The following is a 16,745-nucleotide window of genomic DNA, read 5'->3' on the forward strand; positions in this document are numbered from 1 at the left end:
GGACGATTCAGCACCAATGACGCCAAGAGGGTTCTTGGGACCGCCGCCACGGACGAGGCCGCGGTGCCCAGGAAAGGGGGCCACGCCCCGGCGCGGCCCCCCCCGGCGTCGGCAAAGCAACCTCTGGTGGGGGGGCCCAACGCCCCGGGGCCCCACCCCCACCCCCGCCCCCGGTGGTGGGGGCCCCGCTGCGATTCCCCCACCCTACACGCACAGCAACCTTTGCTCGGCTGCCGCGTTCATCCTCTCCAACTGTACGGAGATCAACGATGGCAATGGCCACAGAGATCAAGGAACATATGGACGTCATCTCGTCGGACCGGAAGACGGTTGGAAAGGTCGATCATCTCGAAGGAACCGACAAGATCAAGCTGACCAAGCAAAGCTCACCGGACGGACAGCACCATCATTTCATTCCGCTGTCCTGGGTGGACCATGTCGACCAGCATGTTCATCTGAACAAGACCGGCACTGAGGTGACCACGCACTGGCAACACGGCCAGCAATAGCGGCTTTGCGCGGGGCGCGGAGGCGGATATCATGGGAGCACAACAGAGAAGCCCGATGCATCCAGCCGCGAAACTGCAATTTGAGCGCATCGTCGACGAATATGGACGCTGGCGCGCCATTCCGGAAAGCGAACGGCCGCCGGCGCCTGCGTGGTGGTGGGGGCCGGCATTCGAACTGCGCCAATCCGTGGTGGAATTGCCGGCCGACTGGAGTATCCGATTGCGCCTCGCCAAGGGCGCGACTTACGCGGCAGGCGCCAGCGTCCTGCTCAAATCGCTTGCCGGCCAAACCTATCTGCCGTGGCCTTATGATTTCTCGCGCAAGGTGAAATCGACCGATTCGGATGTGCGCGACCTGCATGTGCAGCCGTCAGATGACAGCGCGTTTCCGCCCTAAATCCGACGCTGCCTGATCGTCCGCGGCATCTTCCTCCGGCTGCAGCGGCGGAGAGATAAGCGCCGGCGCGGAGCGCAACAACTCGGCGAGCTCCCGCGGCGGCAGCGGCTTGCTGAGCCGAAAGCCCTGCATCTCGTCGCAGCCATGGTCGCGCAGGAAGCGCTCCTGCTCGGCCGTCTCCACGCCCTCGGCGATCACGGTCATGCCGAGCGCCTTGCCCATGCTGATGATGGCCTGCGCGATCGCCTGGTCCTCGCTGTCGCGGGCGAGGTCGCGCACGAAGGAGCGATCGATCTTGATGGTGTCGATCGGAAACTGCTTCATCAGCGACATCGACGAATAGCCGGTGCCGAAATCGTCGATCGCCAGGCGGATGCCGCGGCTCTGGATCGCATCCAGCACCCGGATCGTCCAGGGCACGTTGCGCATCACCATGCTTTCGGTGACCTCGAGCTGCAGCAACGCCGGCGCCATGCCGCTTGAAAGCAGCGCCTCGTCGACGTCGTGCAGGAGATTCTCGTCGCCGAATTGCCGCGGCGAGAGGTTGACCGCCATCGTCACCGGTCGCAAGCCGCGGCGCTGCCAGGCCATGTTCTGCGCGCAGGCCTCCTTCAGCACCCAGCGACCGATCGGCACGATCAGCCCGATTTCCTCCGCAAGCGGAATGAACTGGGCGGGCGCGACCTGCCCGAGATCGGGATGGGTCCAGCGCAGCAGCGCTTCGACGCCGGTGATCTGGCCGCTCGCGATGTCGATCTTCGGCTGGTAGAAGAGCGAGAACTGATCGCGCTCCAGCGCGCGGCGCAGGGCATTCTCCAGCGTCAGCCGCTCAATCGACTGCGTCTTGATCTCCTTGGAGTAGAAGCGGAAGCCGTTCTTGCCGTCCTCCTTGGCGAGATACATCGCCATGTCGGCGTTCTTGGTCAGCGTCTTGGCGTCCAAGCCATCCGCAGGATACATCGCGACGCCGATCGAGGCCGTGGTCTGGCATTCGTGGCCGCTCAGTTGCAGCGGCTGGCTGAGTGCCGACAACAGGCTCTCGGCGATCGTCTCGACGTCGGCACGGTCGGTCTCTTCCAGAATGACGACGAATTCATCGCCGCCGAGCCGGGCGATGACGTCGCTCGAACGCAAGGTCCCGCGTAGGCGATCGGCGATCTTGACCAGCAGCAGGTCGCCGGCGTCGTGGCCAAGCGAATCGTTGATGACCTTGAAACGGTCGAGATCGATGAACAGCAGCGCGAACTGACGCTGATGACGGCCGGCCACCTCGATCGCGTGGCGCAGCAATTCGTTGAAGGTTTCCCGGTTGGGCAAACGCGTCAGGCCGTCGTGCGAGGCGAGATATTCGATCCGCTCGTCGGCCCTCGCCTTCTCGTCGGCGCGATCGAAATTTTCCAGCGCGAACGAGACGTTATCGGCGAGACGTCGCAACAGCCCGATCAACTCGGGGCTGAAGGCGCCGATCTCGCAGGAGAGGAAGATGATGGCGCCGATCGGCTTGCCGTTCTTCAATAACGGAAATGCGGCGCCCGAGCGGGTGCCGGCGTCGCGCAGGACCTGATAGAACGGGCTCGAATCGCCGAAGTCGCCGAGATAGTCGTTGCTGATGCAGGGTTTCCGGGTGCGGAACGCGATGCCGGTGAGGCTCCGCCCTTCGGGATGCGCCGCATTGATGGACAGACGCACGTTGAACGCGCGCTCGCCGTCGGGACCGGCCGAGGCGACGTTTTCCAGGTAGTCGTCGCCTGGCCGCTCCAGCGCAATCGCGGTGGAGGTGAAATTGCCGCCGACGACGGCGGCCTCGCAGACCAGGTGGAACAGCTCGGTCCGCGACTTCGCCCGCATGATCGCTTCGTTGGTGGCGCTGAGCGCCGCAAACATCCGCGTCAGCCGCTCCTTCTGCTCCTCGGTCCTCGCCTTCTCGTCAGCGCGCTCGAAGCTGCCAAGCGCGAACGACACGTTGTCAGCCAGCCGCTGCAGCAGTTCGGCGAACTCGGCGATAAAGGTGTCGTGTTCGGACGAGATGAAGAGCATCACGCCGACCGGCTCACCGTCGACGAACAACGGGAACGCCGCGCCCGATCGCGCGCCCTCGCGTTCGATGATGTCCCGGAACGCACTGTCCTCAATGTCCTTCAGGAAGTTGTTGTTGATGCTGGCCTGCCTGGAACGGAATGCCGTCCCGCAAAGCCCGCGCCCCTCCGGAACAGCCTCGTCGATCGATACCTTGAGATTGCGGGCATTCTCGGACGTCGGTCCTGCGGTCGCCGCCATCTCGAGATAGTCGCTGCCGGGCGCGACCAGGAAGATGCTGGTCGAGTTGAACCTGGCGCCCTTGCCGGCCGCCTGGCACACCAGCTTGAACATCTCCTCTCGTGACTTCGCCCGCATGATCGCTTCGTTGGTCGCGCTCAGCGCCGCGAACATTCGCGACAACCGATCCTTTTGCCGCTCGGCCCTGGCCTTTTCATTGGCGTGTTCGAAATTGTCGAGCGCCACCGATACGTTCTCGGCGATCCGCGCCATCAGCGCGACGATCTCTTCGTCCGTCGCCCACGACCTGCCGACAAAGAACAACAAGACGCCGATGCTCTTGCCGAACTTGGTCACGGGGACCGCGATGCAGGCCATGACGCCGGCGTCGTATCCCACCTGTCGCCACGGACCGTCCGATTTCGGGATATCGTTGTTGATGCACGGCCGCTGCGTCCGGAACGCCTGCCCGCAGACGCCCTTGCCGTAGATATTGTCCGGATCGATCGAGAAGCGCGTTTGCGTGATCAGGTCGATGGCGTCGCCAGTGCCGGCGACCGGTTCGAGCCAATGGGAATCCGGGTCAGCGAGCAGGACCACGGCGGCAACGGATTTCCCGCTATGGACGGCGGCGTCGCAGACCCGCTGATAGAGATCGTGCTCGGTCTTGGCGCGAAGGATCGCTTCGTTGGTCGCGCTGATGGCGCCGAACATCTGGTTCAGCCGGCGCATCGCCCGTTCGCTGCTCTTGCGCATGCGCTCATGCTCGAAATTGTCCAGCGCAAACGAAACATTCGCGGCCATGCGCGCCAGCAGCGACACGAGCTCGTTGCCGAGCGAGCCGACCTCGCGCCGGGTGACAAGGAAAACGCCGACGCTGCGGCCATTGCAGATCAGCGGCATTGCCGCTGCCGCGGCAACCTCGCTATCGCGGACGCCGGCGCGCCAGGCGAGCGAGCGCTGGTCATTCAGATAGTCGTTGCTGACACAGGCCTTCTGGTCCCGGAACGCCTGTCCGCACACCCCTTCGCCCTCCGGCGTATTCGCTATGATCGAGATGGGGATGCCGCGCAGCCGCGCGATATCGTCGCCGAACCCGACCGCAAAGCGCAGCAGGCTGGTCTCGGCATCCAGCAGGAAGACCGCCGTCGCCAGGAAGTCGCCGCTGGAAAACGCGGCCTCGCAGACCTTGGCGTACAGCTCCTCCGGCGATTTGGCGTACAGGATCGCTTCGTTGCTGGCGTTCAACGCCGCGAAGGTACCCCTGATGGTCTGCTCCAAGCGATCAACTCCCTGCGGCCAGTCTCGGCCGGCCCCGCGGGATTTTATGCGGAGCAGAGACCTAAGTGGACGTTAGGAACAGCTATAAGTTGCGAGTCAGAGTAAATGTGGGGCGAACAAAGTCGGATAGAACCCCCGCAAAATTACCGGTTTGTTGACGATTTCTTCTGACGCGGCGCGCCGCTGACGGAGGCGCGACGCAACGCCTGCAAGGGCGTCGGTTCCCTGCCACGAGACCGGCTGCCCTGAAAAGCCGCGCCGGCGTCATGGCGGACCGGACATTCTGGCCTTGCTCGTCGCCTACTCCTTTGAGACCATGGCGAACCACAAACAAGCAAGACCCGCCACGTGACGCGGGCTTCAACCTGAGGAAACCCCATGCCGATCGTCCACGCCGATCGTCTCACCCGCACCGGTGCGGCGCTGCTGCGCGGCGCCGGCGCGTCGGAGGAGGAAGCCCAGGCGGTCGCGGTCGGCTGCGTCAACGCCAACCTCGCCGGTCACGACTCGCACGGGATCATCGCGGTCCCGACCTATATCGACCGCATCAAGGCCGGCCATATCGTGCCCGGCGCGAAATGGACCATCGTCCAGGAATCGCCGACCACGACCGTGATCGACGGCAATTGGGGCTTTGGCTTCCACGTCAATGCCAAGGCGATGGAATTGACGATTGCGAAGGCGAAGACCGCCAATGTCGCCGCCTGCACCGTGTTCCGGCAGAGCCATGTTGGGCGGCTCGCGCACTATCCGCTGATGGCGATGCGCGAGAGCATGATCGGGATTGCCACCGCCGATTCCGGCCGCTCGCCAAAACACGTCGCGCCGTTCGGCGGCCGTGAAGCGCGGCTCGGCACCAACCCGATCTCGATCGCAGTGCCCTCTGAGCTCGAGGCGCCGTTTTATCTGGACATGGCGACATCGGCGGTCGCGGCCGGCAAGATCCAGCTCGCGGTCGCACGCGGCGAACGGATTCCGACCGGCTGGATCATCGACGCCGAAGGCCGCCACACCACCGACCCGACAGACTATCGCAAGGGCGGCGCGTTGCTGCCGCTCGGCGGCAGCGAGGGCTATAAGGGCTCTGGCCTGGCAGCAATGGTGGAAGTCCTGTGCGGCCTGCTCACCGGGCTTGGATTCGGCGTTGAGCCGACCGGACGCCACAATGACGGATGCTTCATGGCGGTGTTCAATGTTGCCGCCTTCCGTCCGCTGCAGGATTTCAAGCGCGAGGTGGCGGGGTTTGCGCGCTACCTGAAATCGACGCCGCCCTCGGAAGGAAGTCCGGGCGTGTTCTATCCCGGCGAGGTCGAATTTCTGCGCGAGCAGGAGCGTCGGAAGAACGGCATCGAGATCGAGGATGCGACCTGGGACAAGCTCCGCGCGCTCGCCGGCGAGTACGGGCTGACAAAACAACTCGATCTGGCGTGAGACAGGGATAACGGCATGACACGGCAAATGGCACTGGTCGGCTTCCTGCAGGCGCAGAACTGCACCAATCTGCCGGGCTCCTGGCGCCATCCGGAATCGCGCGACGATTCGATGTCGGCGGATTACTACCAGGAGATCGCGCGGATCCTGGAAGCCGGCAAATTCCACATGGCGTTCTTCGACGACCGTCTGGCGATGCCGGACCGCTATGGCAACGATCACGCCCATACCGTCGAATACGGCATCCGCTGTGTGAAGATGGACCCGGTCATCGTGCTGACCACGATGGGCATGGTCACCGAGAAGCTCGGCCTCGCCTCGACCTGTTCGACCACCTATTACGAGCCGTTCGACGTCGCGCGCCGTTTCGCCACCCTCGACCTGATGACCGGCGGCCGTGCCGGCTGGAACGTGGTGACGTCGGTCAATGACGGCGAAGCGCTCAACATGGGCCGCGAGCACCATCTCGAACACGATTTGCGCTACGACCGCGCCGACGAATTCATGGAGGTCGTGCTCGGCCATTGGGATTCCTGGGAAGACGGCGCTGTTATCATCGACAAAAAGAGCGGCCGCTTTGCCGATCCGACCAAGGTGAAGCGGCTCGATCACGATGGAAAGTTCTTCAAGTCGCGCGGACCCTTCACGGTGCCGCGTTCGCCGCAGGGCCATCCCGTCATCATCCAGGCCGGCGCCTCCGGCCGCGGCCAGCGCTTTGCCGGGCGATGGGGCGAGGTGATCTTCACCGCCGCGCGCAATCTTGCGAGCGCAAGGCAAGGCTATGAGGCGATCCGCAATGAGGCCGCAACGGCCGGCCGCGATCCCGAGCAGATGTTTCTCTGCAATCTGACGACGCCGGTCTGCGGCGCAACCAAGGCCGAGGCGGAAGACCGGATGGCGCTGATCCAAAAGCTGCCGCTGGAGATCGACGCGCTGTCGCTGCTCGCCGAGGGGCTGAATTTCGATTTCGGCGCCAAGGGCATCGACGAGCCGCTGACGACGGAAGAACTGCAGGGCATGCAAGGCATGCTCGGCATCCGCGACGGCGTGCTGAAAACCTCCGGCAAGGCCAATCCGAGCACGCGCGACTTCATCACCTTCTCCGGCCGCGGCCTGGTGCAGGATGCGATCGTCGGCGGACCGAAGGAAATCGCGGATCGGCTGGAGGAGATGTTCGTCGGGCGCGGCTGCGATGGCTTTGTCATTGCGGCGAGCTATGTTCCGGGCTCCTATGCCGACTTCGTCCGCCACGTCGTGCCGGAATTGCAGCGTCGCGGCCTCTTCCACCGCGACTATGCCGGCAAGACGCTGCGCGAGAATCTTGGCCTGCCCCGTCCCGCGGCCGGGGCCTGGAAAACGCATCCGCCCGTTGCGGCCGAATAAGAGAGAAAATCAATGCGTTGGCTCAAATTCACCGCCCAGGGAAAGACCTCCTGGGGTCTCGTCGAGGGTGAAAAGGTCATTACTGTCGACGGCGATCCGTTCGGCGAATGGCGGCGCACCGCGCAGACGCATGCGCTTGGCGATGTGAAGATCGAGCTGCCGCTGATCCCCCGCACCTTCTATTGTGTCGGGCTCAACTATCTGAAGCACCTGAAGGAGGCCGCCGACAAGCGCGGCGAGATTCCGGCCGTGCCTGACCGGCCCGAGATCGGCTACCGCGCCCAGAACGCGCTGATCGCCCATGACGAGGACGTGGTGATCCCCGCGACTGCAACGGAAAAGATCCACTACGAGGGCGAGCTCGTGGTCGTCATCGGCAAGAAGGCAAAACATCTCGATGCGGCAAACGCGATGTCTTGCGTGTTCGGCTACACCATCGGCAACGACGTCAGCGAGCGCAGTTGGCAGAAGGCCGACCGCGGCCTGTGGCGCTCCAAGAATGCCGACACCTTCAAGCCGATGGGCCCATGGATCGAGACCGATGTCGATCTCGACACCATGGAGACGGTGGTGCGGGTCAACGGCAAGGAGACCAACCGCTTCCGCACCAACGACATGATTTTCGGCATCGTCCCCTTCATCGTCGAATTGACGAAGTATTTCACGCTGTGGCCGGGCGACGTGATCTGGATGGGCACCGACGGAGCCTCGCCGGACCTGAAAGCGGGCGACGTTGTCGAGATCGACATCACCGGCATCGGCACGCTGCGTAACCGGTTCGTGAGGGAGAACCTCTGAAACCTGTAGCCCGGGTGAAGCGGAACGCGTAACCCGGGGACATCTGCGTCAACGTTTGCGACCGGCCCCGGGTTACGCTGACGCTTCACCCGGGCTACGGCATCGCGTCCGCGGATCGCTCCCTCAATCCTTCCGCGGCCGCCTGGTATCGAACGGCAGGGCGACGCCGGTCTTGATCTCCTTCAGGATCATATTGGTGCGGACATAGCGGATGCCGGGCACGCGGAACATGAATTCGTCGAGAAACTGGTTATACGCGTGCATGTCGCGCACCACGACGCGCAGGTGATAGTCGGCGTCTCCCGTGGTCGCGAAACATTCCAGGACTTCGCTGCGCCGCTTCACCCGCGCCACGAACTCGTCGACGAATTTTGCATCGTGCCGCTCGAGCGAGACATGAAGGATTGCCGAGGTCGCAAAGCCGGCGCGCTCGCGTTCCACCAGCGCCGAATAGCCCGATATCACGCCGGACTCCTCCAGCCCGCGCACGCGCCGCCAGCAGGCCGAGGTCGACATGCCGACCGCCTCGGCAAGTTCCTGGTTGGTCGCGCGTCCGTTCTTCTGCAGCTCTGTGAGGATGCGTTCGTCCTGCTCTTCGACCATGAGGGCATCTCCGTTTGGTAAATTCTACCGAGAATTACAACTCTCTACAAAATCCTACCGATATGAGGCGCGTCGCAGGGATAAATTGGTAACACTTGCCGGACGGACAGGATTACCGTCGGCCGACCCGAATCCGATGCGAGGCCGGCCATGGACGCCATTCCCTCCCTCGACACCTATCAGCTTTCCGACCGCTACGAACGCGGTGACGGCCGCGTCTTCCTCACGGGCACGCAGGCGATCGTCCGCATCGTGCTCGACCAGGCGAAACGCGACCGCGCGGCGGGGCTCAACACCGCCGGCTTCATCTCCGGCTATCGCGGTTCGCCGCTCGGCGGCGTCGATCTCGAACTCTGGCGCATCGCCGATCGCCTCAAGGCGGAGCGCATCGAATTCCTGCCCGCAGTCAACGAAGACCTTGCGGCAACCGCGGTGCTCGGCTCGCAGCAGGTCGAGACCCAGCCCGACAGACAAGTGCAGGGCGTGTTCGGCCTCTGGTACGGCAAGGGTCCCGGCGTCGACCGTTCCGGCGATGCGCTGAAACACGGTAATGCCTATGGCTCGTCGCCGCATGGCGGCGTGCTGGTCGTCGCGGGCGACGATCATGGCTGTGTCTCCTCCTCGATGCCGCACCAGTCCGACGTCGCCTTCATGAGCTGGTTCATGCCGACGCTGCATCCGGCAAGCGTCGCCGAATATCTCGAATTCGGCGAATACGGCTACGCGCTGAGCCGCTTCTCCGGCATGTGGGTCGGCTTCAAGGCGATCTCGGAGATCGTCGAATCCGGCGCCTCCGTTGCACTGCGCCCGCCGCGCGCTTTTCGCGCCCCCGATTTCACGCCGCCGCCCGGCGGCCTGCACTATCGCTGGCCCGATCTTCCAGGTCCGCAGATCGAGGAGCGATTGGAAGCAAAGAAGCACGCGGTCTACGCCTTTGCAAAAGCCAACCCGATCGACCGCCACATCTACGACATCCCGCATGCGACCTATGGCATCGTCACGACCGGCAAGGCGCATCTCGACCTGATGGAAGCGCTGCGGCTGCTAGGCCTCGATGAGGCCGCCTGCCGCCGCCTCGGCATCGATATCTATAAGGTCGGCATGGTCTGGCCGCTCGCGCTGCACGATGCGATGGAGTTCGTGAAGGGTAAACGCGAGATCCTCGTGGTGGAGGAAAAGCGCGGCATCATCGAAAGCCAGTTCAAGGAATATTTCTACGACTATCCAGGCTCGAAGCCGGAGCGGATGGTCGGCAAGCATGACGAGACCGGCGCACGCCTGATCTCATGGATCGGCGAATTGTCGCCACGCCCGCTCGCCGACGTGCTGGCGCGGCGCCTCGACCCAATCTTCCCCGGCCTCGATCTTGCGAAGCGCACCGCCGCGCTCGCGCCCGATGCACAGCGCGTCATCACGGTCGCGGGCGCAACGCGCACACCCTATTTCTGCTCCGGCTGCCCGCACAACACCTCAACCAAAGTGCCGGAAGGATCGAAGGCGCTTGCCGGCATCGGCTGCCATTTCATGGCAAGCTGGATGGACCGCGACACCTCGTCCTTGATCCAGATGGGCGGCGAAGGTGTCAACTGGGCGGCATCGTCGCGCTTCACCGGCAACAAGCACATCTTCCAGAATCTCGGCGAAGGCACCTATTATCACTCCGGATCGATGGCGATCCGCCAGGCCGTCGCGGCCGGCGCCAACATCACCTACAAGATCCTGTTCAACGACGCGGTTGCCATGACCGGTGGCCAGCCGGTCGACGGGCCCGTGAGCGTGCATGCCATCGCCCACAGCGTCCGCGCCGAAGGCGTGTCGCGGATCGCGCTGGTCTCGGATGCTCCCTCGCAGTTTGCGCCCGCCGACTTCCCCATCGGCGTCACCATCCATCCGCGCGAGGAGATGGATGCCGTGCAACGCGAGCTGCGCGAAATTCCCGGCGTCTCCGTGCTGATCTACCAGCAGACCTGCGCCACCGAAAAACGCCGCCGGCGCAAGCGCGCCCAGATCGAAGACCCGCCCCGCTTTGCCTATATCAACGACCTCGTCTGCGAAGGTTGCGGCGACTGCTCGGTCGAATCGAACTGCCTCAGCGTCGAGCCGAAGGAGACGCCGTTCGGCCGCAAGCGCCGCATCAATCTCTCCACCTGCAACAAGGATTTCTCCTGCCTCAACGGCTTCTGCCCGAGCTTCGTCACCGTGGAAGGCGCCAAGCGCCGTGCGAAGTCTGCGAGCAGCATCGATCCACAGGCGCGTGCCGCCATGCTGCCCCTGTCGCCGCTTGCACCGCTCGATCGTCCCTATGATCTCCTCGTGACCGGCGTCGGCGGCACCGGCGTCATCACCGTGGGTGCGCTGATCAGCATGGCCGCGCATCTTGAGCGCCGCGGCGTCTCGGTGCTCGATTTCACCGGCTTTGCGCAGAAGTTCGGGCCAGTGCTGAGCTACATCCGCATCGCGTCGAGCCCAGACGAACTGCACCAGGTTCGCATCGACCAGGGCGCGGCCGACGCGCTGATCGGCTGCGATGTCGTCGTCAGTTCCTCTGCCAAGGCGTCGGGCACCTATCGGAAGGGCATGCGCGCCGCGATGAACAGCGCGGAGATGCCGACCGGCGACGTCGTGCGCTTCCGCGATGCGGACCTTGCTGCATCAGCCCGCCTGCGCGCCATCGAGAACGTGATCGGCTGCGGTCATCTCGGCGCGATCGACGCCAATGCGCTGGCCGAGCGGCTGCTCGGCGATACCGTCTATGCCAACATCATCATGCTCGGCTTCGCCTGGCAGCAGGGACTGGTCCCGGTCTCGCTGAACGCGCTGCTCCGCGCGATCGAGCTCAACGGCGTCGCCGTCGAACGCAACAAGCAGGCCTTTGCCTGGGGACGCATCGCCAGCGCCGATCCGAACTTCCTGCCCGGCGCGGATAATGCGAGAATGATCGAAGCGGAAACGCTTGATCAGACGATTGCGCGCCGCGCCGACTTTCTGACTGCCTACCAGGATGCAGCCTATGCCGCGCGCTACCGGAAAATGGTAAAGCGTGTGCAAGATGCGGAAGCTTCGCTGGGAACCGAGGCGCTGACGGACGCAGTCGCGCGCGCTTTGTTCAAGCTGATGGCCTACAAGGACGAGTATGAGGTGGCGCGGCTTCACATGGAGACCGGCTTCCTCGACGAATTGCGCCAGCAGTTCGAAGGCGACTTCTCGGTGAGATATCATCTGGCGCCGCCATTCCTGCCGGCAAGCAAGGACGCGCGCGGCCGGCCACGCAAGCGCAGCTTCGGCCCATGGATCAGGACGCCTCTGAAGATCCTTGCGAGCCTGAAGACGCTGCGCGGCACGCCGTTCGACGTCTTCGGCTACACCGCCGAGCGCCGCGCGGAGCGCGACCTCATCGCCTGGTATGAGGGACAGATCGATGCCATGCTCGGCAGGCTCGATGCGCGACGGATGCCCGACATCCTCACGATTGCCAGAGCACCGATGGAAATCCGCGGCTACGGCCCGGTGAAGGACGCCGCAATCGCCAAGGCGAAGGCGGAGGTCGCGCGCCTGTCGGCGCAGCTCGTGTGAAGCTGCGCCGAACGCCGCTGCGTCAGGATCGCGCTGGGGCGTCGCGTTGAGCCGCCGGTGACAGCCAGGTGACCACCACCGTCGCGATCGCCGCAACGGCGATGTTGAGGATCAGCGCGCCGAGCCCGACATAGAAGCTGTAGCTATCGCCACCGTAGCTGATCGTTGCCAGCGGCTTCAGCCCATTGCTCCACGCCGTCCATGATCCCCAGCCGATCCCGGCCGCCCAACCGAGCAGCAACCCTTCGGCGCGGAACCAGCGTGTGAACAGACTGAACACCAGCGCCGGCAGGATCTGCATGATCCAGAGGCCGCCGAGCAGTTGCAGGTCGAGCGCATATTGCGTCGGCAGGAACAGGATGAAGGCCAACGCGCCGACCTTCACCACCAGCGAGGCGATCTTCGCCACCGATGCCTCGCCGGCATGGGTGATGTCTGGATTGATGTAGGACTTCCAGATATTGCGCGTGAAGAGGTTGGCGGCGCCGATGCTCATCACCGCCGCCGGCACCAAAGCGCCGATCGCGATCGCCGAGAAGGCGAAGCCTGCGAACCAGGACGGGAACAGCGCCTTGAACAGCATCGGCACCACGTCGTTCGGCGAGGACACCTGGATGTGCGCGGCATGGGCCATGTAGCCAAGCAGCGCGATCAGGCCGAGCAGCAGCGTATAGGCCGGCAGCAGGATCGCATTCTTGCGGATCGTCTCGGCAGATTTGGAAGCAAAGATGCCGGTCAGCGTGTGCGGATACATGAAGGCCGCGAGCGCCGAGCCGAGCGCGAGCGTCGCGTAAGGGAGCATCTGCGACGGTTTCAGGATCAGGCCGGTGGCGCCGCCCTTTGCCGTGAAGGCATCATTCGCGGCGGCGAACACTGCGGCGTAACCGCCGAGCTTCGCCGGCACCACTACGACCGCCACCAGCACGACGATATAGATCATCACGTCCTTGACGAAGGCGATCAGCGCCGGCGCGCGCAGGCCGGAACTATAGGTATAGAGCGCAAGGATGACGAAGGCCGCGACGAGCGGCAGTTCGCCGGTTAGTCCCATCGCCTTGATCACGACGCCCATGCCGATCAACTGCAGCGCGATATAGGGCATCGTCGCGACGATGCCGGTGAGCGCGACGACGAATTCGAGCGCGCGCGATTCATGAGTGCCGTGCACGACGTCAGCAGCGGTGACGTAGCCTTTGGCATGCGCCACTTTCCACAACAGAGGCATCACCGCGAACACGAAGGGATAGACGATGATGGTGTAAGGCAGCGCAAAGAAGCCATAGGCGCCGACAGCATACACCAGCGCGGGCACGGCGATGATGGTGTAGGCAGTATAGAAGTCGCCGCCGACGAGGAACCAAGTGACCCAGGTGCCGAATTGCCGGCCACCGAGCCCCCATTCATCGAGATGCTCGCTGGTGGCGCCGGATTTCCAGCGCGCCGCCATGAAGCCCATGACGGTGACGAGCGCAAAGAAGAAAACGAAGACGGAAAGGGGAATCCATTCGATCTGATCGGCCATGACGCGCGTCCTCAGGCTTCGTCAGGCTTGCGGCCGCGGTAGACCAGCCAGATCAAGAGTGAAGTGATCGGCACCCAGGCGAGCTGATACCAATAGAAGAAGGGAAAGCCGAACAGCGACGGTTCCATGAAATTATAGAAGGGCACCCACAACAGGCCGACGAACGGCAGCAGCAACAACAACCACATCGCAGGATTCTAACTCCAGGCTCGCCGGCGACCTCGCGCCGGCTCGTGACTGGAAACGCTGTAAACCAGTGGATCGTTGCTGAGCCAAGCACATTTCGACATTGCTGCGTTGCGCGAGCGAGCTTCATCTCAGCACTTGGGGAAACAGCCTCGTAGCCCGGGTGGAGCGTCAGCGTAACCCGGGGAAACTCGTAACCGCTGATGCAGATGTCCCGGGTTCCGCGTTCCGCTCCACCCGGGCTACGGTACTAGATCATCCGCGCCACGATCGGGATCCTGCGCAGCGCCATCGTCAGCGCCCAGCTTGCCGCGAGCGTACCGGCGAACACGATGGCGGCCTTCACGCCGGCCGGCCAGGCACGGTCGTAGACCAGGTATTGCAGGTAGATGATGAAGATGTAGTGCAGGAGATAGATGCCATAAGCCGATGGCTGCATGGCATCTAACATGGGTAATTTGGCCTTTGCGAAACGCAGGAAGGTTGCCGGCAGCGCGAACGCCATCGCCGCGCTGAACAGCGCGAAAGCAAAGGCGTAAGCCACTTCCCACCACGTCGGCGGATTGTTGAAATCGATCCAGTTGTGGTGAGCGTAGACCAGGAACAGGATCGCGCCGTAGAACGCGAGCGCGTAGCCAAGCCACAGCAGCCAGCGCTTCGCCACTTCGCCGTCTTCCGCGAAAATGCCCGTGCGCAGGCTGACCACGCCGATGCCGACGCCGGTGAAGAAATAGGCGGCATAGAGCAAGATGCGGCTGGTCTGGATCGGCAGCGGATAACCGCCCGGCTCGAGCCAGCTCGCATCACCGAAGATCAGGCGCATCGGCACGTAGGAGACGAGCGAGACCATCAGGAATGCGGCGAACACCGTCATCGGCCGGTTGCGCGTCACGAAGATCACCTGGCCCAAGCCCTTGAGCAGCCGCGGCCCGAGCGACCACACGGCGACGGTCAGAATATTGAACGCGAGCAGCACCCACAAGAACCACGCCGGTCCCGACGGCCACGGCCCGATGGTGAGCGTGTGCCACCAGAAATGGAAGAAATTGAAATCGGTCGTGCCAGGCAAATGATAGCGCAGGAAGGTCGGATAATAGGCCACCGGCATCAGCACGAAGATCGACACCAGATAGGGAATGCCGAGCCGCCAGGCACGGCTGGCAATGAAATTCGCCCCTCCCCGGCGCGTCAGGCTGTCGTGCACGAACAGGCCCGAGATCAGGAACATGCAGGCCATGAAGAAGCTGTCGTTGAACAGCACGACGAGATCGAAGCCGAGCCAGCGCGCTTTGTCGCCGCTGCCGAAATGAGTGTAGTTCACCACCGAATGATGGATCAGCACCAACAGGATGATGAAGGTGCGCGCGCGGTCGAGCGCAACGATGCGGGTCGTCGCGATTGCGCCTTGATCGGTTCCAGCGGTTTTGCGCAGCATCGGGACCGTTCCGGATCAGATTTCTGTTCGATCACTTTTCGAATGCGTCGTAAACGATCTTCTTGACGTTGACCTCAACGTGCCACCGCCCGGAGGGCGCGTTCAAGAGCAGCACGAAGAACATGTCCTGGGCCGGGTCAACGACGACATACGCCCCCGAAGCGCCGTCCCATTTGATCTCGCCGGGCGAGCCCGGCGGAGGCGGCACCGCATTGCCGGCATCGGTGCGGATCCCGAACCCGTAGCCGAAGCCAAAGCCGTCGCCCGGATAATAGAAATAGTTGCGGGCCACGCCCGATCCTGGCCCGATATGGTCGGTCATCATCGCCTTGAAAGTTTTCGGGCCGAGAATGGTCTTGCCATCCAGCGTGCCGCCATTGAGCAGCATCTGGCCGTAGCGCGCCATATCGGCAACTGTCGACACCAGGCCGCCGCCACCGGACTCCCAGCGCGTCACGTCGAGCGGATTGCGCTCGACACGCTCGTCACTGCGCAGCCGCCGCGCGTAGCGGGCGCGCTCCGCCGCATCGGTCAGGAAATATTTGGTCGTGGTCATCCCGAGCGGCTCGAACAATGCCGTCTTCTCGAACTCATAGAGCGATTGCCCTGATGCGACCTCGATGACGCGGCCCAGCACATCGATCGAATGGCCGTAGTCCCAGAGCGTGCGCGGCTGCTCGGCGAGCGGCAGCTTCGCGATCCGCTCGGCGAATTCGGCATTGTCGAAGTCGCCGAGATAGATGCCGTCATAGGCTGCCTTCACCAGCCCCGAGCCATAGAAGCCGTAGGTGATGCCCGAAGTGTGCAGCAGCAGATCCTCGATCGTGACCGGACGGACCAGCGGCACCAGATCGAGCACCGGGCGGCCCGACTCGTCCTTGCGCTCGACGCCGACCTTCATGTTGGCAAAGGAGGGGATGTATTTGCTGACGGGATCATCGAGCGCGATCTTGCCGCGATCAATCAGGATCATCGCCGCCACGCTGGTGACCGTCTTCGTCACCGAATGCAATGGAAAGATCGTATCCGCAGTCATATCGATGTTCGCTTCGACATTGCGCTTGCCGAAGCATTTGAAATAGATCGGCTTGCCGTGCCGCTGGATCAGCAGCGCCGCGCCGGGAATCTTTCCGGTCGCGCTCTGCTCGGTGACGAAGTCGTCGAGACGCGAGAGCTTTTCCATCGACAGCGGCGCATTCGGTGGCGGTCCGAACGCCGCGGCCGGCAGCGGCGCGATCAGGCAGGCGAGCATCGCGACAAGCGGCGTCATGGTTCGGCATAATGACGCCCGCTTCAGCGCAAACATGCTGCTCCCTCCTGCCCTGTGGTCCCCGGCAATTTATTGGATTGCGGCGTGCTGCGCCATCACCT

12 protein-coding genes are annotated in these 16,745 nt (G+C 63.6%); 6 read left to right on the plus strand and 6 right to left on the minus strand.

Annotated features, from left to right (window positions below; all coding sequences use genetic code 11):
* The first annotated feature begins 269 nt into the window (after positions 1-269).
* Together ACZYOF_RS21855 and ACZYOF_RS21860 are read left to right on the plus strand one after the other, a co-directional pair.
* The gene (locus ACZYOF_RS21855) at positions 270-509 is read left to right on the plus strand and encodes a DUF2171 domain-containing protein (RefSeq protein WP_130580714.1); all 240 of its coding nucleotides are present in this window, start codon (positions 270-272) and stop codon (positions 507-509) included.
* A 31-nt stretch (positions 510-540) separates the two neighbouring features.
* Positions 541-906 carry a hypothetical protein gene (locus ACZYOF_RS21860; RefSeq protein ID WP_463717069.1) on the plus strand — a complete coding sequence of 122 codons (366 nt, stop codon included), beginning with the start codon at positions 541-543 and terminating at the stop codon, positions 904-906.
* Here ACZYOF_RS21860 and ACZYOF_RS21865 read toward each other — a convergent pair.
* Complete coding sequence (locus ACZYOF_RS21865) at positions 880-4,443, minus strand: bifunctional diguanylate cyclase/phosphodiesterase (protein WP_463717070.1); 3,564 nt, start codon at positions 4,441-4,443, stop codon at positions 880-882. The two genes, ACZYOF_RS21860 and ACZYOF_RS21865, sit on opposite strands and share 27 nt — an antisense overlap.
* A 378-nt stretch (positions 4,444-4,821) precedes the next feature.
* Here ACZYOF_RS21865 and ACZYOF_RS21870 point away from each other — a divergent pair, with 378 nt between their 5' ends.
* The 3 genes from ACZYOF_RS21870 to ACZYOF_RS21880 are packed head-to-tail and all read left to right on the plus strand — an operon-like array spanning position 4,822 to position 8,055.
* Positions 4,822-5,874: an Ldh family oxidoreductase gene (locus ACZYOF_RS21870; protein ID WP_463717071.1), complete on the plus strand. Its 1,053-nt coding sequence runs from the start codon at positions 4,822-4,824 to the stop codon at positions 5,872-5,874.
* Between the two features lie 15 nt (positions 5,875-5,889).
* Positions 5,890-7,257, plus strand: coding sequence for an LLM class flavin-dependent oxidoreductase (locus ACZYOF_RS21875; RefSeq protein WP_463717072.1), 1,368 nt, complete (start codon positions 5,890-5,892; stop codon positions 7,255-7,257).
* A gap of 12 nt (positions 7,258-7,269) precedes the next feature.
* A complete protein-coding gene (locus tag ACZYOF_RS21880; protein WP_463717073.1) occupies positions 7,270-8,055 on the plus strand; it encodes a fumarylacetoacetate hydrolase family protein in 786 nt (261 codons plus the stop codon).
* A 123-nt stretch (positions 8,056-8,178) separates the two neighbouring features.
* Here ACZYOF_RS21880 and ACZYOF_RS21885 read toward each other — a convergent pair whose 3' ends face one another.
* A complete protein-coding gene (locus tag ACZYOF_RS21885) occupies positions 8,179-8,658 on the minus strand; it encodes an Lrp/AsnC family transcriptional regulator (RefSeq protein WP_028169319.1) in 480 nt (159 codons plus the stop codon).
* Positions 8,659-8,808: 150 nt separating this feature from the next.
* Here ACZYOF_RS21885 and ACZYOF_RS21890 point away from each other — a divergent pair, with 150 nt between their 5' ends.
* Positions 8,809-12,231, plus strand: coding sequence for an indolepyruvate ferredoxin oxidoreductase family protein (locus ACZYOF_RS21890; RefSeq protein WP_463717074.1), 3,423 nt, complete (start codon positions 8,809-8,811; stop codon positions 12,229-12,231).
* 22 nt (positions 12,232-12,253) lie between these two features.
* On the opposite strand, the gene mctP is transcribed toward ACZYOF_RS21890, so the two are convergent.
* From mctP to ACZYOF_RS21910, 4 genes are all read right to left on the minus strand, one after another.
* The gene (gene mctP, locus ACZYOF_RS21895) at positions 12,254-13,753 is read right to left on the minus strand and encodes a monocarboxylate uptake permease MctP (protein WP_463717075.1); all 1,500 of its coding nucleotides are present in this window, start codon (positions 13,751-13,753) and stop codon (positions 12,254-12,256) included.
* Between the two features lie 11 nt (positions 13,754-13,764).
* Positions 13,765-13,941, minus strand: coding sequence for a DUF3311 domain-containing protein (locus tag ACZYOF_RS21900; RefSeq protein ID WP_130580722.1), 177 nt, complete (start codon positions 13,939-13,941; stop codon positions 13,765-13,767).
* Positions 13,942-14,189: 248 nt separating this feature from the next.
* Positions 14,190-15,374 (minus strand): acyltransferase family protein, encoded by a 1,185-nt coding sequence (locus ACZYOF_RS21905; RefSeq protein WP_463717076.1) that lies wholly within the window; start codon positions 15,372-15,374, stop codon positions 14,190-14,192.
* Between the two features lie 31 nt (positions 15,375-15,405).
* On the minus strand, positions 15,406-16,680 hold the full coding sequence (locus tag ACZYOF_RS21910) for a serine hydrolase domain-containing protein (protein ID WP_463717077.1): 1,275 nt from the start codon (positions 16,678-16,680) through the stop codon (positions 15,406-15,408).
* Between the last annotated feature and the right edge of the window lie 65 nt (positions 16,681-16,745).

The organism is Bradyrhizobium sp. LeoA1Lang (genome assembly GCF_055413685.1).

Excerpts from the sequence above, each read along its gene's own strand:
- ACZYOF_RS21855 (WP_130580714.1), top strand. The coding sequence starts at position 270 with ATGGCAATGGCCACAGAGATCAAGGAACATATGGACGTCATCTCGTCG.
- ACZYOF_RS21860 (WP_463717069.1), top strand. The coding sequence starts at position 541 with ATGGGAGCACAACAGAGAAGCCCGATGCATCCAGCCGCGAAACTGCAA.
- ACZYOF_RS21870 (WP_463717071.1), top strand. The coding sequence starts at position 4,822 with ATGCCGATCGTCCACGCCGATCGTCTCACCCGCACCGGTGCGGCGCTG.
- ACZYOF_RS21875 (WP_463717072.1), top strand. The coding sequence starts at position 5,890 with ATGACACGGCAAATGGCACTGGTCGGCTTCCTGCAGGCGCAGAACTGC.
- ACZYOF_RS21880 (WP_463717073.1), top strand. The coding sequence starts at position 7,270 with ATGCGTTGGCTCAAATTCACCGCCCAGGGAAAGACCTCCTGGGGTCTC.
- ACZYOF_RS21885 (WP_028169319.1), bottom strand. The coding sequence starts at position 8,658 with ATGGTCGAAGAGCAGGACGAACGCATCCTCACAGAGCTGCAGAAGAAC.
- ACZYOF_RS21890 (WP_463717074.1), top strand. The coding sequence starts at position 8,809 with ATGGACGCCATTCCCTCCCTCGACACCTATCAGCTTTCCGACCGCTAC.
- mctP (WP_463717075.1), bottom strand. The coding sequence starts at position 13,753 with ATGGCCGATCAGATCGAATGGATTCCCCTTTCCGTCTTCGTTTTCTTC.
- ACZYOF_RS21900 (WP_130580722.1), bottom strand. The coding sequence starts at position 13,941 with ATGTGGTTGTTGTTGCTGCTGCCGTTCGTCGGCCTGTTGTGGGTGCCC.
- ACZYOF_RS21905 (WP_463717076.1), bottom strand. The coding sequence starts at position 15,374 with ATGCTGCGCAAAACCGCTGGAACCGATCAAGGCGCAATCGCGACGACC.
- ACZYOF_RS21910 (WP_463717077.1), bottom strand. The coding sequence starts at position 16,680 with ATGTTTGCGCTGAAGCGGGCGTCATTATGCCGAACCATGACGCCGCTT.